We start from the raw sequence: 19,837 nt of genomic DNA, 5'->3' as shown, positions 1-19,837 counted from the left end.
CTTTCAGAAACCCGGATCGGCTTTTCGGCTTCCCGGGCATTAATACAAACTAAATCAAGGACATGAAAATGATTCGTACCTATTCCAAGCTTTTTGCATTGCTGGTTGCCATGGGTGTTATGGCCGGTTGTAGCTCAACCGGCGGCACGCAGGAAGAAGGTGCTTATGACTCGGATGTCTCCGCTGTCGATCAGGAAGGTGGCAGCGAAGTCTATGGCGGTGAAGGCTCCGACGGTGTCAGCTCCACACCGCTGACCGACGAAGAGCGCGCGGCCCAGCAGGAGCGTGCTGCCCAGCAGGAACAGGCGGCGATGCGCAAGATCACCACCTTCTACTTCGATTTTGACACTTCCGAGCTGAAGGCTGAGTCCCGCGATGTCCTGATCGCCCACGCCCAGTACCTGGCGTCCAACCCGAACCGCAATGTACGCCTGGAAGGCCACGCCGACGAGCGCGGTACCAAGGAATACAACCTGGCCCTGGGCGAGCGTCGTGCCAAATCCGTCGAGCGTTTCCTGGTGGTTAACGGCGCATCCCGTGATCAGATCGAAACCGTCAGCTACGGCGAAGAGAAGCCGGCGGCCATGGGCAGCAACGAAAGCGCTTACGCCCAGAACCGTCGTGTGGAACTGATCTACCAGTAAGTTCAACCGATCGATAAGGTGTAAGGCACATGAGGCGATTGCTCATGGCCGTCACGGCGCTGTCGCTTTGCGGTAGCGCCCTGGCGCAGTCAACCGTACCCGCTTACCAGAACGCCGATTCCGCCGCCCAGAGCCAGTCGGGCGGCAATCAGGCCACAGCCGAACTGTACTTCATGATCCAGCAGTTGCAGCGCCAGGTGCAGCAGCTGCAGGGATCGGTGGAGGAGCAACGGCACAAGCTTGAACAGTTGTCGCGCCAGTCCCGTGAGCGCTACATCGATCTGGATCAGCGGATCCTCGACCTGTCCCGCCAGAAGGCGGAGCAGGCCGAGGCTCCCGCCCCCGAGCAGGAGGCGCCCGCAGCCGACACGGCCCAGGAAACGCGGGAGTACCGCCAACCCAGCGAGGAGGAACAGGCGCAGTACAGCGAGATCGTCAAGCTGATCCGGGACGACAAGGACTACGACACCGCCATTGACCGCCTCTACACGTTTATTTCCGATCACCCGGAAGGCGATCTGACGGTCAACGCCTATTACTGGCTTGGTGAGGTGTATCTCGTCAAACCGCAGCTCAAACAGGCGAAGCAGGCCTTTTCGATCGTCGCGACCCGTTTTGCGGATCATCGCAAGGCGCCGGATGCGCTCTACAAACTCGGCGTGACCGAGGCTCGGATGGGCGACGACGCTGAAGCGCGCCAAACGCTCAAGTCCGTCTCCTCGAAGTATCCGGATTCCAACGCCGCCCAGTTGGCGAGTGATTACCTGGCCAAGTTATAATCAGGCTGCGCAAGTATTGATCAGCTTGTTCAGCGGTTGAGCAGGTTGTTGTTGTACTGAGGAAAATTTTACGGATTGCCGAAAAAATCTCTGAAACAGGGGTTGCCAAGGCCAAAAAAATCCGTACTATATGCGCCTCGATTGGGTCGTTAGCTCAGTTGGTAGAGCAGTTGGCTTTTAACCAATTGGTCGATGGTTCGAATCCATCACGACCCACCATTATATCGAAGCAGCCTGAACAGGGTGCTTCCGGGCAGTTGCCCGACCCGTTTTGGGTCGTTAGCTCAGTTGGTAGAGCAGTTGGCTTTTAACCAATTGGTCGATGGTTCGAATCCATCACGACCCACCAAATATGGCGGTTACGCACCGTCTGAAAAAGGGGAGCCCACGGGCTCCCCTTTTTTGTTTGTTTGTCCCGGGCGTGATCCCCTGGCTGGATCCTTGTCAGGATCGGCGAGTTTCTTGTCCGATCCTGCCGGAATGGACCCCGGCAACCCGCTGGGCCGGGCGGGCTCTGTGAAGCGGCCGGCAACTGCCTTATCATGGAATCGTGACGAAACGATGTCTGTTCCGGGGTGGTATACTGGCGTTTTGCCCCCATATCCAGTCGTGCACCGGCCAGCCGAAGCCGGCAACGACGACACAGGCGTGCATCGGGTCCAGGTCGGCATTCGACCGGCCCGGTTTTGGATGAGAGAAGCGAATTCATGGTAAAGGCCCAAGACAGAATCCTGGTCCAGGAACACCTCGCCCATGAGGCAGAGCCTCGCGAGCTGAGCGGGGAAGAAAAACAGCGTCTTGAAGCTGAGATCAAGGCCGAGCTGAAAGCGCGTGACGCCGTGCTCGTGGCCCATTACTACACCGATGCCGACATTCAGCGGCTGGCGGAAGAGACGGGCGGCTGTGTCGCCGATTCCCTGGAAATGGCGCGCTTCGGCAACCAGCACCCGGCCTCGACCGTGGTGGTGGCCGGGGTCAAGTTCATGGGTGAAACCGCCAAGATCCTGAATCCCGAGAAAACGGTTCTGATGCCCACCCTGGAAGCCACCTGTTCCCTGGATGTGGGTTGCCAGCCGGAGGAATTCAGCGCCTTCTGCGACGCCCATCCCGACCGTACCGTAGTGGTCTACGCCAACACGTCGGCGGCGGTGAAGGCGAGGGCGGACTGGGTGGTCACGTCCAGCTGCGCCCAGGCCATCGTCGAGCACCTGGATTCCCGAGGTGAGAAAATCCTGTGGGCCCCGGACAAGCATCTGGGGCACTACGTGCAGCGCACGACCGGCGCGGACATGCTGCTTTGGGACGGCTCGTGCATCGTGCACGAAGAGTTCAAGGCCCGCGGGGTGGAGGATCTGCGCGCACTGTATCCCGATGCCGCCATCCTGGTGCACCCGGAGTCCCCCGAGGCCGTGGTGGACATGGCCGACGTGGTGGGCTCAACGTCACAGTTGATTCACGCGGTGCAGACGATGCCCAACGAGCGCTTCGTGGTGGCTACGGATAACGGCATTTTCTATAAGATGCAGCAACTGGCGCCGAACAAGACCCTGATCGAAGCGCCCACCGCCGGCAATGGCGCGACCTGCCGCAGCTGCGCGCATTGCCCGTGGATGGCGATGAACGGCCTGGAGAACCTGCTGCAGGTTCTGCGCCGGGGGGATCAGGCGATTGAGGTGGATGAAAGCCTGCGTGAAGAAGCGCTGCGGCCGTTGCGCCGAATGCTGGATTTTACCGCATCGATGAACCTGAAAGCGGCCGGTAACGCCTGATCGGTCGTTTGCGCGGCCGCTTGCTTGGTGCTGAGCGTCACGAACCGCTACAGCGGCGACTCGTCACGATTCCGCGATATCTGAGCCAGGCGCTGACTGATGATTTCGTGGGTTGGCGTACCCGGGGATGCTTTCTCCCGGGCTTCACGCAATTGTCGCACTGCTGCCTCGCGGTCCCCCATCAACAGGTAGAATTCCGCCCGTGCCCGATGCACGCCGATAATATTCCGGGCCTGTCCTTCCGCGTCTGACAGCTTCTGCCACAGCCCGGCATTGTCGGGATACTGCTTGGTCAGCTCCCGGTAGATTTCCGCCGCCTCGGCGGCGTGATCGGCCTGGTACTGAACGGCCGCGAGCTGATACAGGATGGGGTAGTTGCCCGGGTTGCGTTGCCGGGCGTCCTGCAGCAGGGTGATGGCGTCATCCAGCTTGCCGGCACGCATCATGGTATCGGCCAGAGTAACCTGGAAGGTGATGCGGCCCGGATGTTCCTCCAGCAGTGTGCGCAGGATGGTTTCAGCCTGCTTTGTGTCGCCGGCGCCGAGATAGGCGACAGCGAGCCCATATTGTACGGCGGCGTCCGGCAGCTCGCTGCTTCCGTCGCGGTAGGTCTGGAAGATCTCGACCGCTTTCTCCGGCGATTGCGCGTAGTGGACCAGCAGTCGTGCCCGCACCAGGTGGTATTCTAGGGAGTCCTGGTAGTTGCGATCCGGGAACTGATTGGCCCGGTTGCGGGAATCGGAGATGCGACTCCGGGTCAGGGGGTGAGTCGAGAGGTATTCGGGGATTGCATTCCCCTGGATGCGGCTCTGGCGCATCATGATCTCGAACATTTCCGGCATACCGTGGGGATCAAGGCCGGCATCCTCCATGATGTCGAGGCCCACGCGGTCGGCCTCCTGCTCGTTGGAGCGGCTGTACTGGAGCATGTTCTGCACGGCCATGGCCTGGGTGCCGGCGACCGTGGCAATGCCCACGTCCGACTGGGTGGCGGCGGACAGGATGATCCCGGCCAGCATGCCGGCGATGGTCAGCGGCGTCATGTTCTCCTGCTGTTCGAGCTGGCGGGCATAGTGACGCTGAGCCAGGTGGGCCAGTTCGTGGGCCATGACCGCGGCGAACTGCTGTTCGGTGCGGGCATTGAGAAAGAGGCCGCCGTTGACCCCGATGACGCCACCGGGCACGGCAAAGGCATTGATCGCGGGGCTGTCGATCACCACCATGCGCAGGTCGCGGTTCTGCAAGGGCGCGTAGGGGACCAGTCGGTAAACGATGCTCGACAGGTAGTCGAGGGTGATCGGATCGCCGATTTGCCGTGTCGAGCGGCGCAGTGAGCGCAGGACCTGTTCGCCGATGGCCGCTTCCTTCTGCTCCGAGATCAGCCCGCCGCCGACGCCGCCCAACGAGGGCAGGGTGTTGTCTTCCGCGTGCGCAGGCACACTGGTGGCCAGTCCGAGCAGGATGGCGGCGGTCAGCCCCTTGAGTCGAGGGTGGATACAACGAGGCTGTCGAAAACGGTTGACTGCAGTGTGAAACATGGCAGGCCTGATATACTCCCGAATGCTTGGGGATCGGGACACTTGCAGTGTAACCCATCCCGAACAGCGTGGATCATGACAGATTTACAAGACATTGAAACCATGACAGATCATTTACTTGATACCAGCGGGCTTCGGTGCCCGATGCCGCTGCTCAAGACCAAGCTCCAGCTCAATGCCATGCAGCCGGGCGACCGGCTCGAAGTCATCTCTACAGACCCTGGATCGGCCCGGGATATCCCGTCTTTCCTGAAATTGACGTCACATGCGCTGGAAAAATCAGAGGAAAACGAGGGGGTCTTTCGTTTTCTGATACGCTGTGGCCAATCGCAGTAGACGGAGTCGTTAATGGTCAAAATTCTCAGGGGGCTTGCCCACAAATATTTCTCGGATGATGAAGCCGTCATCCTGTTTCTGCTGCTGGTAATCGGCACCCTCGGTGTCATCTGGCTGGGCAATATCCTCGCTCCCGTCATCGCCTCCGTCATCATTGCCTTCATCCTGCAGGGGTTGGTCACCAAGCTGACGGATCGGGGTGTGCCCACCATGGCGGCGGTGCTTGTGGTCTATCTGCTGTTCCTGGGTGTCCTGGTGGGTTTCCTGCTGGGCATGCTGCCGCTGATCTGGATCCAGCTGACGTCCCTGGCCGGTGAAGCCCCGCGGATTTTCCGGGAAATGCAGACCTACCTGGAGCTGCTGCCCCAGGAATACCCGCACCTGATCTCGATGGATTCGATCAACAGCCTGTACCAGCAGGTGACCAGCGAAGTGGCGAACTTCACCCAGTGGCTGGTGTCCTTCTCGCTGGCCAGCATTCCCGACGTGATGGCGTTGTTGATCTACCTGGTGCTGTTGCCGATCCTGGTGTTCTTCTTCCTGAAGGACCGCGACCTGCTGATCAACGCCATTGCCTCCACGCTGCCTCAGCAGCGTCCGATGATGCGTCGCATCTGGCACGAAGTGAACGAGCAGTGTGCCAACTATGTGCGGGGCAAGGCGGTGGAAATCGTCATCGTGGGTGGCGTGACCTTCATCGCCTTCCGGCTGCTTGGTTTGCCATACGCGGCACTGCTGTCGCTTCTGGTCGGGCTGTCGGTGGTGATTCCCTACATCGGCGCGGCGGTGGTCACCGTACCGGTGGCCATGATCGGCCTGTTTGCCTTCGGCTGGAGCAGCGATTTCATCTGGCTGATGGTGATTTACGGCGTGATTCAGGCGATCGACGGCAATGTGCTGGTGCCGTTGCTGTTCTCGGAGGTGAACAACCTGCACCCGGTGGTGATCATCATTGCGGTGCTGTTCTTTGGCGGGATCTGGGGCCTGTGGGGCGTGTTCTTCGCGATTCCGCTGGCGACCATGCTCAAGGCGGTCTTTGCGGCCTGGCCGGTGCACTATTCGCTGCCACCCCAGGATCAGGACAAGAACGCCGCCTGAGGCCTGAACGACCGGCTATGCAGGCCGGTCGTCCGTTTACCGCCGGGGCGGCTGTTCGGGGTTACAGCGCCTTGGCGGCGTCCAGAACCTCATCCACGTGGTCCTTGACCTTCACCTTGCGCCATTCCTGACGCAGCACGCCTTCCTTGTCGATCAGGAAGGTGCTGCGCTCGACGCCCAGGCTTTCCCGGCCGTACATTTTCTTGAGCTTGATCACATCGAACAGCTGGCAGACCGCCTCGTCCTTGTCGGACAGCAGCTCGAACGGGAACGACTGCTTGGCCTTGAAATTTTCGTGGGATTTGATGCCGTCCCGGGAGACGCCCAGGATCACAGTGTCGGCGGCGGCAAAGTCATCGTGACGGTCGCGAAAATCCTGGCCCTCGGTGGTGCAGCCCGGCGTGCTGTCCTTGGGGTAGAAGTAGATCACGACATTCTTCTTGCCACGGAAGTCCGACAGGCTGATTTCCTGGTCGCCGGTGGCCAACGCCTTGAAATCCGGCACTGGCTGGTTCAATTCTACGCTGCTCATTTCATCTCCTTTCTCTTTTTCAGAGGCTCCCAAGCCTATTCGACCAAAAGTCGGTAAAGCGGTCATACAGAATGGTTGTTTCGGTTGTCAGCCGCAATTACCATTACCGTTTTACGCGAACGGAGTCATTATGATCACTGGTAGCCTCGTCGCCCTGGTCACCCCCATGCACCCCGATGGCGAAGTCCATTGGGAACAGTTGGATCGCGTGGTTGATTTCCACCTGGAGAACGGAACCCACGGCATTGTCGCCGTCGGCACTACCGGTGAATCGTCCACTCTCGATCCCGATGAGCATTGTCGTGTTATCGGGCACATTATCAAGCGTGTAAATGGTCGTATTCCGGTGATTGCCGGCACAGGTGGCAACTCGACGCGCGAGGCCATCGAGTTGACCACCGAAGCCCACAAGCTGGGCGCCGATGCCTGCCTGCTGGTGGTGCCGTACTACAACAAGCCTACCCAGGAAGGCCTGTATCGCCACTTCCGCACCATCGCTGAAGCCGTTCCGGTCGACCAGATCCTCTATAACGTGCCGGGGCGTACCGCCTGCGACATGATGAATGAGACGGTTGAGCGCCTGGCGGATATTCCCAACATCATCGGCATCAAGGACGCCACCGGCAATATTCCGCGGGGCGAGGAACTTGTGCGTCGGATCGAAGGTCGTATGGTCGTTTACTCCGGCGATGACGCCACCGCCGCGGATCTGATGCTGTGTGGCGGCAAGGGTAACATCTCCGTGACGGCCAACGTCGCTCCCCGCGGCATGGCGGATCTGTGCGAGGCGGCCATTGCCGGCGACCGGGAAAAGGTCGAGTCCATCAACGAGAAGCTGATGCCGCTGCATCGCAAGCTTTTCTTGGAGGCCAATCCGATCCCCGTCAAATGGGCCCTGTATCGTATGGGCATGATCGATGAAGGCATTCGCCTGCCGCTGACGCCGCTTGACCCCAAATTCCATGGGGAAGTCGAGGAGGCGCTGACAAGCGCAGGCGTCCTTTGAACCCAACCAAACAGAGGGGGGCGGTCGTCGAATGGCCGTCCCGGAGTCGTTTGATGTTTGCAGAACCCGGACGTGCCCGCCTGCTGGCGGGCGCTTTGATGCTGGGCCTGGTCTCGGGCTGCAGCCTGATCAAGGACCGCTCTGAAGAATACCGTGATGCGCCTGCCGGCAAGTCGGTCAAAGTGCCCGACTGGCAGAACAGCGGGCGCATCCAGCCCGCGTACCCCGTTCCCGAGGCCCAGGCCGGTGATACCGTCCTGACAGGCTCCTTCGATGTGCCCAATCCACCGGACATGACCGCCGAGATCCTCGATGAAAACTACGTCATCGAAGAGCTCAACGGCCAGATCTGGCTGCTGGTCAACGAGGTGCCCGGCCGCGTCTGGCCCATGGTGTCGTCCTACCTGACCGAGCGAGGCCTGGGCGTGTACCGCGAGAACCCCCAGATCGGCCTGCTGCAGTCCGATGTGGCGGACTACAGCCAACAGGCGCGGGCGCTGCTGAGTATCACCGGAGAGGGCAGCGACGACCTGACGATCGTCCAGTCGCGCATCTCACCGGGTGTGCGCCGCAAGACCACCGAAATCCAGTTCCGCCTGCGCGAAGTGGATCAGCGGCCCGACGGTCTCATGCAATGGCCTTCGGAAACCTCGGTGGCGGAACGTGAGAAGACGTTGCTGGCGGATCTCGGCGATTTCCTCAAACAGCGTGAAGACACCAAGTCCTACTCCCGTGCCGCGCTGAACATCCCCAACAAACCCAAGGTCAAGATGGTGGCCGGGCAGAGCAACGATCCGCGCGTGGAGATGGAGCTGAGCGTCGACCGGGCCTGGTCGGAAGTGAACCGGGCCCTGTCCGAGGCCGACATTCCCATTGTCGATATCGACCGCAGCGCCGGTCAGTTCTATGTCGACTTCCGCACTGATGAAGAGCGGGAGCCAGGCTGGTTCGACTGGTTTGCGGATCCGGCGAAACCGGAGTACACCTACCTCGTGAGCATTCGCGAAGAGGATGGCGTCGTCAATCTCAGAACCCGCGCCGCGCCGGATTACGAGGGTGACAACCGTTCCCCGCAGCTGCTGTCGACGCTGTTCGAGCATCTTTACTGATGACGTGCTGTACTGACTAAGACGCTGCACTGATCAGGCACCGTTGCTGACAGGCCGGTGCCGTTTTCGACCCGCGGAGCCTCCTTACCGTTGGGGCCGCGGGGCCAGGCCAGATTATTCACAGTTTGAGACGGCCCGCTTGGCCGTCGAGCATACCGGAGAAGCAAGATGGAAAAGCGCGAAGCGCTCTATTCAGGTAAAGCCAAATCGGTTTACACCACCGACGATCCCGATCGCTTCGTACTGCTCTTTCGCGACGATACCTCCGCGTTCGATGGCGAGAAGAAAGAGCAACTGGCCCGCAAGGGTATGGTCAACAACCGCTTCAACGCCTTCATTATGGAGAAGCTGGAAGCGGCCGGCATCCCGACGCATTTCGAGAAGCTGCTGTCTCCGGTGGAATCGCTGGTCAAGAAGCTGGACATGATCCCGGTGGAGTGCGTCGTGCGTAATTATTCCGCCGGTAGTCTGTGCCGCCGTCTGGGCGTTGAAGAGGGTCAGGAGCTGCAGCCGCCGACCTTCGAGCTGTTCCTCAAGAACGACGAGATGCACGACCCGATGATCAACGAGTCCCTGGCCGAAACCTTCGGCTGGGCGGCTGCGGACGACCTGGCGGAAATGAAGGCGCTGACCTACAAGGTTAACGACGTCCTGAAGAAGCTGTTCGACGACGCCGGCATGCTGCTGGTGGACTACAAGCTCGAGTTTGGTCGGGCCGACGGACAGATCGTGCTGGGCGATGAGTTCAGCCCGGACGGTTGCCGGATCTGGGACAAGGAAACGCGCAAGAAAATGGACAAGGACCGGTTCCGCCAGGGGCTGGGCGATGTCATCGAAACCTACGAAGAAGTCGGTGGGCGACTGGGCATCCAGTTCGACTGAGCCTGATTCCGCCCCAACCATGGACAAGAAACAGGACAATAAAGGGTAAGACATGCGTAAGTTTACTTTTGCACTACTCGGCGGTATGACCTGCTTCAGCTCCGCCGCCCTGGCCGATGTGGTGGGCCTGGGCGCGAACGTCAGTTACTGGGATTCCGACCTGACCGGTACCGCCAGTCAGGGCAACGACACGGTCGATGTGGACGACGACCTGAATCTGGACAGCGACGACAACGTCAACCTGACGGCCATCCTGGAGCACCCGGTGCCGCTGCTGCCGAACGTACGCCTGAACTACACCTCGATTGAGCAGAGTGGTCGTGGGCGGCTGTCCACCAACTACAACGGTATTATCGTTGGTAGCGAGGTTCGGTCTGAACTGGATCTGGACCAGGTGGATCTGACGCTCTACTACGAGCTGCTCGACAACTGGGTGAACCTGGATGGCGGTCTGACGGTGCGTAACCTGGACGGTAAGCTCACCGTTCGCGATACCACCAATACAGCCAATGTCAGCGAAACCGAGGTGGACGCCGTGATCCCGATGCTCTATGCCGCGGCGCGGTTCGACCTGCCGCTGACCGGCTTGTCCGTCGGTGTGGAAGGCAGCGGCATCGCCTACGGCGGCGACTCCATCCTCGATGGCTCGGCCTATGGCCAGTACGATTTGTCCGTCCTGCGTTTGCGGGCGGGTTACCGTGAGTACAGCATCGACTACGAAGACGGCGACGATGCCCTGGACGTCGAAATCGGCGGACCCTTCATCAGCGCCGGCCTCGACTTCTGATCGATCGTTCGCCTTATTCGAGCGAGACATTACAAGAGCGCCATCTGGCGCTCTTTTTTTATGTCCGACGATAGAATAGGCTTCTATCGAAAGAGCGTCGCGAAAACGCTCAGCGCTCGCAGGGCCGGGATCGCCGGGCGGTCCTGTCCACGCGCACCGACACATCCTTGATTTCCAAACGCATATAGGGAGATTGCCTTGAAGATTCTGGTTACCGGAACGGCGGGATTTATCGGGTCCCATCTGGCTCATCGTCTGTTGGAGCGCGGCGACGAAGTCATTGGGGTCGATAACGTCAACGATTACTACGACGTCAGCCTGAAAGAGGCGCGCCTGGCCCGACTGACCCCGGAACCGGGCTTCACCGAGATTCGCAAGGACGTCGCCGATCGAGAGGCGATGGACGCCGTATTCCGGGAACATCAGCCGGAGCGGGTGGTTCACCTGGCCGCCCAGGCCGGCGTGCGCTACTCGCTGGAAAATCCACACGCCTACGTCGATGCCAACCTGGTGGGGTTCATGAACATCCTCGAGGGCTGTCGTCACAATGACGTCAAGCACCTGGTCTACGCCTCCAGCAGCTCCGTATACGGCGCCAACGAGACCATGCCGTTCTCGGTGCACGACAACGTCGACCACCCGCTCAGCCTTTACGCGGCGTCCAAGAAAGCCAACGAGCTGATGGCGCACACCTACAGCCACCTCTATCGTCTGCCGACCACCGGGCTGCGCTTCTTCACCGTCTATGGCCCCTGGGGCCGGCCGGATATGGCACTGTTCATCTTTACCCGCAAAATACTGGCGGGAGAGCCGATCGACGTGTTCAACCACGGTCACCACAAACGCGATTTCACCTACATCGACGACATCGTCGAAGGTGTGGTGCGCACGCTGGACAATGTGGCGGAACCGAATGCCGAGTGGAGTGGAGAAACCCCCGATCCGGGCACCAGCAATGCGCCGTATCGTCTGTACAATATCGGCAGCAACAACCCGGTGGAGCTGAGCCGTTTTATCGAGATCATCGAGGAGCGGATCGGTCGTAAGGCCGAGAAAAACCTGCTGCCCATGCAACCCGGGGACGTACCGGCCACCTACGCCGACGTGGACGCCCTGATCGACGACGTGGGTTATCGTCCGTCGACTTCGGTGGAAGAGGGGATTGCCCGTTTTGTAGACTGGTATCGGGACTTCTATCAGGTGTGACGAGCCGGGCCGTCACTTTTTTCATATCCAGGGAAAAAAGCGGTTGACCGCCCCGAATCGGATCAGTATAGTTCGTCCCCGTTGAAGCACAGGACCATAGCTCAGTTGGTTAGAGCGCTACCTTGACATGGTAGAGGTCGGCAGTTCGAATCTGCCTGGTCCTACCAAGATTCCCGAATAAAGGCAGTGAGTTACAGCGATGTAGCCACTGCCTTTTTTCGTTGTGTTTCGGAAAGCGCAGGCACGACCGTCGTTGTGAAGGGGCCGCGATGCAGCCCCCAAACCGTTATCCGGCGAGAGGTGCAGTGCGTCACCGCCGCAGCAACAACTTCTTTACCGCTCCCCACCGATTGAACAGCAGCGCCGCAAAGATCAGCGAACAGCCACCCAGCTGCACCGCGGACATGGTCTCGCCGAACCAGGCCGCGGCGAAGATCGCGACCCACACCGGTTCCAGTACCAGGATCACCACGCCATGGCTGTTGGCGGACAGGCTCTGGGCGTAGGTCTGCACGAAGAAGCGGCCGGCGGTCCCGATGGTGGCGCTGGCCAGGACCCAGACCCAGAGCATTGGCTGGAAACCGGAGAAGGTCGGGGCCCAGGGCTCGCGCAACGCGGAGAGGGCAAGGGTCACAAAGCCCACCGTGGTGAGGGCGATGGCGGTGAGTGCCAGTGCCGGCACCCGTTCCTTGCGCTGCTCCTCGCCCCGGGTGCCGCGGGTCACCCGAGTGTTGGCGGCGCGGGTGTTGAGGGTGAAGTAGAGCGCGAATACCGATGCGGCCAGCACGAAAAACACCTGTCCCGCTTCGGGTCTGAAGCCATTACGCAGCGACAGCAGCGCCAGTCCGGCGATGGCTACCGGCAACGCCACCCAGGTGGATAGCGGCTGGATTTCGCGGAATACTACCCGGGCAATGATCGGCACGAAAACCACGCCCAGGCTGGTGAGGAAGGCCCCTTCGCCGACGTTGTCGGTCAGGAACAGCCCGGTGATCCAGGCGCTCATGGCAAAGCCGAAAACCAGGCCCACGCCGATGGCCCGTCGCAGTTGGTCCGGCGCCAGCCGGCGGATCTGTCCCTGGCCGGCGACCAGCAGAATGGCGCCGGCGATGAAGAAACGCAGGGACATGAACAGCAACGGCGGCATCAGCTGCACCGCTTCTTTGGAAAACATCCAGCCGATGGCGGCCAGCAGGGTGACGACGACCATCAGCAGGTCGGCTTTGCGGGATTGCGGAATCATCATTCTCGATACGGTCGAAAGCGGGTTGAGAGGCGCCGCAGTGTATCATGAGAATGTTAGGAAGCGAACATAATGCAGCCGCACCCGACGGGCTGTCACCGCTCAGAAGAGGCCGCTGTCCTCATTGGCTTCCAGCTCGAACCGGAGATGAACCTCATCGCCAACCATGTCCTGCCCGTAGTCCATCCCCCAGGTGCTGCGCTGGATCGTGGTGGTGGCGGACAGGCCCATGGTGTAGTCGCCGTGGCCGAACGGGTAATCGCCGGTCTTGTTGAGGGTCACCTGGACGTCCACCGGGTGGGTTTCGCCGCGCAGGGTGAGGTTGCCGCTGAGCACGCCGCGACGATCCCCGGATGCCTCGAAGCCGGTCAGCTCGAAGACGATCTCCGGATGGCCTTTCGCATCGAGGAAGTCATCGCTGCGCAGGTGCTCGTCCCGCTTCTTGTTGTCGGTAAAGACGCTGTCGGCCTGGACAACAACCCGGCCGGACTCGAATTCGCCGGTGGCTTCGTCGTAGACGAACGTGCCTTCGGCGTCACGGAAGAAACCCAGCACCGATGCATAGCCCAGGTGGTCGACGGCGAAGCTGACGGCAAAGTGGCCGGGGTCGATGTCAAAGGTCCGGGGCTCGGCCCACGACGGGGCGACCAGGGTCATCCCCACGGCCGCGGCGAGACAGGATTGGATCATGGATCGCATGTTGAGCGTCCTCCGCTGTGAGTGGCGCCGTCCGGCTGACGCAGCAGCCAGACCACATCGCGCCCGAATGAGTAAACCAGAAGCACCAGCGACAGCGCCAGCGCGGGTGCCGCCAGCGCCGTCGGGAAAGGCGGAAGCAGTACCAGCAGCAGCGTCACCAGTTGCCACACACAGATCGTCTTGCGCCGGAAGCTGTCCGGCAGTGGTTGCTGCAATTTGGGTTGGACACGGCCGGCCAGCAGGAAAAGGTAGCGTGCCACACCGATCAACAGGACCCAGCTACCGGCTTTGTCGAGCGATACGGCCAGGGCGCACAGCAACAGCATCAGCGCTGAATCCAGCTCCATATCGAAGCGCGCGCCGAAGCGTGAGTGGCTGCCGGTGCGGCGCGCGGTGGCACCGTCGACGCCGTCCATGACCAGGGCCACGAAACACAGCCAGGCAAGGGTCCAGGACTGCGCCGGTGTGATCGACGTCAATGGCAGGAAGGCCGCGATCAGGCAGATCAGTGTGCCACGGGTCAGGGTGACCCGATTGGCCGGCCCCAGCGACTCATGCCCGGCCATGCCATGGGACTCCGGGTGGCGGTGCCAGCAGTGACCCACCACGATCGCGAGCAGGCCGGCCGCGCCGGTTGCCAGGGCGGGGAATACGGCCGGCAGGTGCAGCGCATAGCCCAGCCCGATGCCGACAACGCCGGTGAGGGCGACGGCCGCGAGCAATTCCGTCATGATACGGCCGTTGAGCCGGCCAGGGCGCAATACATCCATACACCACTCCTGCGACGATCCGGATTGAGGCACGGCCCGCGTGCCGTTACCTTGCATCTCGGCAAAGATTACGCCTTCATGATTAAGGTGGATCGTCCAATCGCAAACGGCAAGCGTAATCCTCCCCGTCAATGGGTTTGACCGCTGGGGGCGGGGGAAAGTTTGCCCACCAGCGACCGGGCGGTTCATGGCAGCTCAGGGGTGTGACATGGAATCGGGCAGGACGGGGAGTCCGGCATGAGAAGGAGTGGTTCATGACGAGTGCGGCGTGTTACCGGGGCGAGGCCTTCTGGATACGCGAGCCGGGGCAGGGCGACATTCGACCGGTCAATATTGACCGCACTGGCGTGGCCGCCGCCGGCGATGTGGTGGTCGAAACCCTGTTCAGCGCGGTCAGCCGGGGTACGGAAAGTCTGGTCTTCCACGGCGCCGTGCCGGAATCCGAGTACCAGCGTATGCGCTGCCCGTTCCAGGAGGGGGCGTTCCCGTTCCCGGTCAAATACGGCTATGCCAATGTCGGGCGGGTGATCGAAGGTCCGGACGACTGGCGCAACGAGCTGGTGTTCTGCCTGTATCCGCACCAGACGTGCTTCCGTGTTCCCGGCTCGGCGGTGCAGCGGCTGCCGCGGGATGTGCCGCCGGAGCGGGGCGTGCTGGCGGCCAATATGGAAACGGCGGTCAACGCCCTTTGGGACGCATCGCCCCGCGTCGGCGACCGGATCGCGGTGATTGGCTGCGGCGTGGTCGGTAGCCTGGTGGCCTGGCTGGCCAGCCGGATTCCCGGCACCCGGGTGCAGGCCATCGACCCCAATCCGGACCGCCGCGACACCCTGGCCGCGCTCGGTGTCAGCTGGTCCGCGCAGGCCGATGGGCCGGACGATCACGACCTGGTGGTGCATGCCAGCGGTCAGCCGGAAGGGCTGCAGGTAGCGCTGAGCCTGGCCGGTGTGGAAGGGCGCATCGTGGAAATGAGCTGGTACGGCGATCAGGCGGTTCCCCTGACGCTTGGAGGCGCCTTTCATTCCCGGCGCCTGTCGCTGGTCTCCAGCCAGGTGGGGCGCATCAGCGTGTTTCAGGCACCGCGCTGGAATCATGGCGAGCGCCTGGCACTGGCGTTACGCTTGCTCGCGGCCCCGGAGCTGGATGTCCTGATCAACTCCCAGGGCGCCTTTCACGATCTGCCGGAATCACTTGCCCGGGTGGCCGCGCCGGACTCCGGCGTGTTATGCCATCGGGTTTGCTATTAACGTTTATCAGGAGGTATTTCTGACATGTTCAGCCTGACCGTCCGCGATCACCTGATGATCGCCCACAGCTTCAGCGGCGAACGATTCGGCCCCGCCCGGAAAATGCATGGCGCGACCTACGTCGTGGACGTAACCTTCCTCCGGGACGAACTGGATGACGATGACCTGGTGGTGGACATCGGTCTGGCCAGCGAACAGCTCAAGGCGGTGGTCACCGAGTTTAATCTCAGCAATCTCGACGAACACAAGGAATTCTCCGGCCGCAACACCACCACCGAATTCATGGCCCGGGTGATTTTCGATCGCATGGCCGAACGCATCCTGGCCGGGCAACTGGGGCCCGAAGCCGAGGGGCTGCGGCGGATGAAAGTCACGCTGGCGGAATCCCATGTCGCCTGGGCGGGGTACGAGAATGAGCTCTGATCTGACGTTCCTGGTTCCCGGATCGCCCGACCAGCGTACCGGTGGCTATACCTACGTCCGGCGTATCGTCGAAGGGCTCAGGGCCGCCGGCCAAGCGGTTCGACTGCAGGGCCTGGACGGTGAATTTCCCGAGACCGACCCCCGCGCCCAATCCGCCATGGACCAGGCGCTGGATGCGCTGGAGGACGGGACCACCGTGGTGATCGACGGGCTGGCGCTGAGCGGACTGCCGCCGCTGGCCGAGCGCCACACCCGTCGCCTGCGGATCGTGGCGCTGGTGCATCACCCACTGGCGGATGAGCCGGACCTGGACGAAAGCCGGCGCCAGCGGTTTTTCGATTCGGAGCGGAGAGCCCTGGCGGTGGTGTCCGGCGTAATCGTCACCAGCGACTTCACGGCCCGGCGCCTGGCGGACTATGACGTCAGCCCGGCGAGGCTGGCGGTGGTGGTGCCCGGGGTGCATGTGCCGCAGCGGCTGGAACCCCGGGTCAAGCTGGATGCGCCGTTCGAGTTTCTCTGCGTCGCCACCCTCGCGCCCCGCAAGGGTCAGGATCTGCTGGTCCAGGCGCTGGCGCGCTGCCCGTCGGACGCCTGGCACTGCACCCTGGCGGGTTCACTGGATCGTTACCCGGCCTATGTGGCGGATCTGCGCAGGCAGATTGAGACACTTGGGCTGGAGGATCGTATTGATCTGTGTGGCGAACTGGATGACGCCGGCCTCGACCAGTCGTACCGGGAAGCGGATGCCTTCGTGTTGCCATCTTGGTACGAGGGGTATGGCATGGTGATCACCGAAGCGCTGGCCTACGGGCTGCCGGTGATCACGACGTCCGGGGGCGCCCTGGCGTATACCGCGGACAACCCAGCTTCCATCAAGGTGGAACCGGGCGATGTGGATGCCCTGGCCGCCGCGCTGAGTCAGTTGCTGGATCAGCCGCAAAGGCTGCAACAGTTGGTCGCGGCGGCGGCTGAGCAACGCCGGACCCTGCCGCAGTGGTCCGATGCGGCCGCCCAGTTCCGGTCCGCCTTGGAGACTTTGACGCAACCGTAGCGCCGGGCCGCTATGGCTGAAAGCAATCACAGCAATGTTACCGGGGGCGTGCATGGCGGTGTCGGAACACAGGCAGGCGGGTTTTTTCGAGGTGGACTGGCTCAGCCTGAGGGAGTCGGTCGATCACGCCGCACGTTCCCCGGCGTTGACCCATGAACTCGCCGGATTTATCGGCGACAGGCTGCCCGCCGGAGCTGGCTATGAGCTGGTGGATCTGGGCTGCGGCACCGGCTCCAACCTGCGTTACCTGGTGCCGCTCTTGCCCGCCGGTCAACGCTGGACCCTGATCGATCATGACGCCTCACATCTGGCCCGGGCGGACGACGCCTGCCGGTCGCTGCCGGGGATCGACACTATCAGGTGCCGTCGCGCCGGGCTGGACCGCCCGCTGGACAGCCTGATTCCCCGGACCACCCACATCGTGACCGCCTCGGCGCTGATCGACCTGGTTTCCCGTGCCTGGCTGGAGCGGCTCGTCGCGCGCTGCGCCGAGTGTGGCGCGGCGGTGCTGGTCGCGCTCAGTTACAGCGGCACTTTCCGGTTAACGCCGGCCCGGACCGATGACGACTGGATCCGGTCACAGTTCAACGATCACCAGTGCCAGGACAAGGGTGCCGGCCCGGCGCTGGGGCCGGAGGCCTGGCCCGTGCTGGTGGAATGCCTGCAGGCGCAGGGCTACACGGTTCAGACCGCCGCGGCCGACTGGCAGCTGGGGCCGGAGCAGGGCGCGCTGCAGGTCTCCCTGTTGCAGGGCTGGGCCCAGGCGGTCGCCGAGCAGTGCCCGACGGACATCGATCGGGTGCGGCGCTGGCTGGATCAGCGACTCAGTGACCGCGCCGCCGATAGGCTCACGATCGAAGTGGCCCACCGGGACGTGCTTGGCTTGCCGGCAGCGGCGGGCGCGGAGGCGCCGGAATGAGAGGATGGATCGGCCAGGCATTCGCTTCCCCATGGGCCCGTTGGCTGTGGACATTGCTGGTCCTGATCGGTGCCTTGTGGGTGTTCGGTCGCAGTGACTGGCAGGTGTCATTGAGCCAGTTGACGCCCGCGGCGCTGGCCGGTGCGTTGGCGTTGACCCTGGTCCAGGTGCTTGTCTCCGCCTGGCGCTGGCAGTTGACCGCGCGTCGGCTTGGTCTGCCGCTCGATTACCGGGCCGCCGTGCGCGAGTATTACCGGGCCACCTGGATTAACCAGGTGTTGCCGGGAGGCGTTCTGGGTGATGCCAACCGGGCGCTTCGCCATGGCTCGGCGCATGGGGATCATGCCCAGGCCGCCCATGCGGTGATGATCGAACGTTTTTCCGGCCAACTGGTACTGATCCTGACGGCGTTGCTGGCCTGGCGCTGGATGCCGATCGGGCAACTGGGGCTGAGCCCATCAGCTGCCAGCCTGCCGGGCGCGGTGCAGGCAGCGATAGTCGGCGTGGGGCTGGCGCTCCTGCTTGGCCTGGGATGGCTGGCGCGGCGGTCGCTGCGCGCCCATTCGCTGTCTTTCTGGCGCTCTTTGAAAGCCGGGCTGCTGGTGCCGGACATGCTGGCATGGCAGCTTGCCGGGTCGACGCTGGTGCTGGCCAGCTACGTCGGCGTCTTTGTCATCCTTGCCCAGGCCCTGGGGCTGTCCATGCCGACGACCGAGGTTGTTCCCTGCGCGCTGATCCTGTTGCTGGCCATGACGCTGCCGGTCACGGTGGCCGGCTGGGGCGTTCGGGAGGGGGTGGCCGGCGTTCTCTGGCTGTCGCTGGGTTATCCGGCCGGGGAGGGCGTGGCGCTGGGCCTGGCGTATGGACTTGTGTTCCTGGTATCGAGCCTGCCGGGGCTGGTCTTCATGATCCCGCAGCTGCGGCCGGCGACCTGAGGCGCATGTCGAACAGATAATCACTCCCCAGGTTGAATGACGCCCATTCCGGCCGCAGGGCGCCATCCAGTGAATCGATGGCAGGCAACTGGATACCGGGAATGCCACTGCCGATGATCATCGGCGCGACAATCACATGCAGGTGATCGAGACAGCCGGCTTCCAGGAAATGGGACACGGTACAACTGCCCCCTTCGATGAAGATCCGTCGATAACCCCGCTCACGCAGCACCGCGATAATGCCTTCCGGAGTCATGCAGTCGGATGGGCAGGGAATACCGATCTCGTCGGCGTGCTCGGCCTGCTCGCGGACCAGGCAGTAGGTGCTGGCCTGACGCTGGTCGAACAGCGACTGGTCCCGATCCACGCGCCGGTTGGGGTCGATCACCGCCCGATCCGGATTGCTGCCTTCCACGCGCCGCACTGTCAGTCGAGGCCGATCGCTTGCGGCCGTACCGGCACCGACCACCACGATATCGGCCACCGCGCGCAAGCGGTGCAGATGATCCAACCCGCCATCGCCGTTGATGAACTGGGACGCGCCGGTGACGGTGGCGATCCGGCCGTCCAGGCTCTGCCCCACCTGGGCATAGACCACCGGATCCCGGGTCGGAAGACACAGCGGGACAAAGCACTGCAGCAGATCGTCGGCGGTGCGGTCGGCGGGTGTCGCGTGCAGTTGCCAGTCGCCGCGATCACCAACCGTCAGCACCGGTTCCTCCCGGCCGGGCAGGAAACAGGGGCCGGGTGTGGTCTGTGTGGCCAGCGACTGGATCAGGGTCCAGGCGGTTTCGGCATCGAGCGTGGGTCGGGTCATGGTGTCGGTCCTGGCGGTGTATCCGTCGCTTTTATTGGGGTGCCCGC

General features: G+C 62.5%; 21 protein-coding genes and 3 tRNA genes. 18 read left to right on the top strand and 6 right to left on the bottom strand.

The genetic code is table 11. The features are described 5' to 3' along the window. Positions 1-62: 62 nt before the first annotated feature. From pal to nadA, 5 genes are all read left to right on the top strand, one after another. A complete protein-coding gene (gene pal, locus GQB00_RS04070) occupies positions 63-644 on the top strand; it encodes a peptidoglycan-associated lipoprotein Pal (RefSeq protein ID WP_204355750.1) in 582 nt (193 codons plus the stop codon). A gap of 29 nt (positions 645-673) precedes the next feature. Then, a complete protein-coding gene (ybgF, locus tag GQB00_RS04065; RefSeq protein WP_111495938.1) occupies positions 674-1,423 on the top strand; it encodes a tol-pal system protein YbgF in 750 nt (249 codons plus the stop codon). Positions 1,424-1,566: 143 nt separating this feature from the next. Beyond that, a tRNA-Lys gene (locus GQB00_RS04060) sits at positions 1,567-1,642 on the top strand. A 54-nt stretch (positions 1,643-1,696) separates the two neighbouring features. Continuing rightward, a tRNA-Lys gene (locus tag GQB00_RS04055) sits at positions 1,697-1,772 on the top strand. A 358-nt stretch (positions 1,773-2,130) separates the two neighbouring features. Beyond that, positions 2,131-3,192: a quinolinate synthase NadA gene (gene nadA / locus GQB00_RS04050; RefSeq protein ID WP_111495939.1), complete on the top strand. Its 1,062-nt coding sequence runs from the start codon at positions 2,131-2,133 to the stop codon at positions 3,190-3,192. Positions 3,193-3,239: 47 nt separating this feature from the next. Here the strand turns inward: nadA and GQB00_RS04045 are convergent, their stop codons facing one another. Then, positions 3,240-4,730: a M48 family metalloprotease gene (locus GQB00_RS04045; RefSeq protein ID WP_165855311.1), complete on the bottom strand. Its 1,491-nt coding sequence runs from the start codon at positions 4,728-4,730 to the stop codon at positions 3,240-3,242. 102 nt (positions 4,731-4,832) lie between these two features. Between GQB00_RS04045 and GQB00_RS04040 the strand changes: the two genes are divergently transcribed. Together GQB00_RS04040 and GQB00_RS04035 are read left to right on the top strand one after the other, a co-directional pair. Next, positions 4,833-5,066, top strand: a complete 234-nt coding sequence (locus GQB00_RS04040) for a sulfurtransferase TusA family protein (RefSeq protein WP_111496822.1) — start codon at positions 4,833-4,835, stop codon at positions 5,064-5,066. A 12-nt stretch (positions 5,067-5,078) separates the two neighbouring features. Further along, positions 5,079-6,164: an AI-2E family transporter gene (locus GQB00_RS04035; RefSeq protein WP_111495941.1), complete on the top strand. Its 1,086-nt coding sequence runs from the start codon at positions 5,079-5,081 to the stop codon at positions 6,162-6,164. A gap of 61 nt (positions 6,165-6,225) precedes the next feature. Here GQB00_RS04035 and GQB00_RS04030 read toward each other — a convergent pair whose 3' ends face one another. Next, positions 6,226-6,696, bottom strand: coding sequence for a peroxiredoxin (locus tag GQB00_RS04030; protein WP_111495942.1), 471 nt, complete (start codon positions 6,694-6,696; stop codon positions 6,226-6,228). Positions 6,697-6,826: 130 nt separating this feature from the next. Here GQB00_RS04030 and dapA point away from each other — a divergent pair, with 130 nt between their 5' ends. The 6 genes from dapA (at position 6,827) to GQB00_RS04000 (ending at position 11,853) form a co-directional block, all read left to right on the top strand. Further along, complete coding sequence (gene dapA / locus GQB00_RS04025; RefSeq protein WP_111495943.1) at positions 6,827-7,702, top strand: 4-hydroxy-tetrahydrodipicolinate synthase; 876 nt, start codon at positions 6,827-6,829, stop codon at positions 7,700-7,702. A gap of 53 nt (positions 7,703-7,755) precedes the next feature. Next, positions 7,756-8,811 (top strand): outer membrane protein assembly factor BamC, encoded by a 1,056-nt coding sequence (gene bamC / locus GQB00_RS04020; protein ID WP_111495944.1) that lies wholly within the window; start codon positions 7,756-7,758, stop codon positions 8,809-8,811. Positions 8,812-8,979: 168 nt separating this feature from the next. Next, positions 8,980-9,693: a phosphoribosylaminoimidazolesuccinocarboxamide synthase gene (purC, locus tag GQB00_RS04015; RefSeq protein ID WP_111495945.1), complete on the top strand. Its 714-nt coding sequence runs from the start codon at positions 8,980-8,982 to the stop codon at positions 9,691-9,693. Between the two features lie 52 nt (positions 9,694-9,745). Beyond that, complete coding sequence (locus GQB00_RS04010) at positions 9,746-10,480, top strand: TIGR04219 family outer membrane beta-barrel protein (protein WP_165855310.1); 735 nt, start codon at positions 9,746-9,748, stop codon at positions 10,478-10,480. 198 nt (positions 10,481-10,678) lie between these two features. Next, positions 10,679-11,686: an NAD-dependent epimerase gene (locus GQB00_RS04005; RefSeq protein WP_165855309.1), complete on the top strand. Its 1,008-nt coding sequence runs from the start codon at positions 10,679-10,681 to the stop codon at positions 11,684-11,686. Between the two features lie 90 nt (positions 11,687-11,776). Further along, positions 11,777-11,853 (top strand) — tRNA-Val (locus tag GQB00_RS04000). A gap of 143 nt (positions 11,854-11,996) precedes the next feature. Here GQB00_RS04000 and GQB00_RS03995 read toward each other — a convergent pair. The 3 genes from GQB00_RS03995 to GQB00_RS03985 form a co-directional block, all read right to left on the bottom strand. Then, positions 11,997-12,926 (bottom strand): DMT family transporter, encoded by a 930-nt coding sequence (locus GQB00_RS03995; protein ID WP_165856520.1) that lies wholly within the window; start codon positions 12,924-12,926, stop codon positions 11,997-11,999. Between the two features lie 105 nt (positions 12,927-13,031). Further along, positions 13,032-13,628: a YceI family protein gene (locus GQB00_RS03990; protein ID WP_165855308.1), complete on the bottom strand. Its 597-nt coding sequence runs from the start codon at positions 13,626-13,628 to the stop codon at positions 13,032-13,034. Continuing rightward, complete coding sequence (locus GQB00_RS03985; RefSeq protein ID WP_165855307.1) at positions 13,616-14,398, bottom strand: CDP-alcohol phosphatidyltransferase family protein; 783 nt, start codon at positions 14,396-14,398, stop codon at positions 13,616-13,618. The genes GQB00_RS03990 and GQB00_RS03985 overlap by 13 nt, the downstream gene beginning before the upstream one ends. Before the next feature lie 254 nt (positions 14,399-14,652). Between GQB00_RS03985 and GQB00_RS03980 the strand changes: the two genes are divergently transcribed. From GQB00_RS03980 to GQB00_RS03960, 5 genes are read left to right on the top strand one after another with little or no spacing between them, the layout of a single operon-like run. Next, a complete protein-coding gene (locus GQB00_RS03980; RefSeq protein ID WP_165855306.1) occupies positions 14,653-15,645 on the top strand; it encodes a zinc-dependent alcohol dehydrogenase in 993 nt (330 codons plus the stop codon). 24 nt (positions 15,646-15,669) lie between these two features. Further along, positions 15,670-16,068 (top strand): 6-pyruvoyl trahydropterin synthase family protein, encoded by a 399-nt coding sequence (locus GQB00_RS03975; RefSeq protein ID WP_111495951.1) that lies wholly within the window; start codon positions 15,670-15,672, stop codon positions 16,066-16,068. Further along, positions 16,058-17,119 carry a glycosyltransferase family 4 protein gene (locus tag GQB00_RS03970; protein ID WP_165855305.1) on the top strand — a complete coding sequence of 354 codons (1,062 nt, stop codon included), beginning with the start codon at positions 16,058-16,060 and terminating at the stop codon, positions 17,117-17,119. Before GQB00_RS03975 ends, GQB00_RS03970 begins: the two co-directional genes overlap by 11 nt. 52 nt (positions 17,120-17,171) lie before the next feature. Further along, entirely contained in the window at positions 17,172-18,038 is an 867-nt protein-coding gene (locus GQB00_RS03965; RefSeq protein WP_165855304.1) for a class I SAM-dependent methyltransferase, read from the top strand. Next, positions 18,035-18,973: a lysylphosphatidylglycerol synthase transmembrane domain-containing protein gene (locus GQB00_RS03960; RefSeq protein WP_165855303.1), complete on the top strand. Its 939-nt coding sequence runs from the start codon at positions 18,035-18,037 to the stop codon at positions 18,971-18,973. The genes GQB00_RS03965 and GQB00_RS03960 overlap by 4 nt, the downstream gene beginning before the upstream one ends. Here GQB00_RS03960 and GQB00_RS03955 read toward each other — a convergent pair. Next, positions 18,942-19,790, bottom strand: coding sequence for a RibD family protein (locus tag GQB00_RS03955; RefSeq protein ID WP_111495954.1), 849 nt, complete (start codon positions 19,788-19,790; stop codon positions 18,942-18,944). The two genes, GQB00_RS03960 and GQB00_RS03955, sit on opposite strands and share 32 nt — an antisense overlap. Positions 19,791-19,837: the final 47 nt, after the last annotated feature.

This window comes from Marinobacter sp. JSM 1782161 (assembly GCF_011421605.1).
Classification (GTDB): domain Bacteria; phylum Pseudomonadota; class Gammaproteobacteria; order Pseudomonadales; family Oleiphilaceae; genus Marinobacter_A; species Marinobacter_A bohaiensis.
This window is presented reverse-complemented; position numbering and strand designations above follow the sequence as displayed.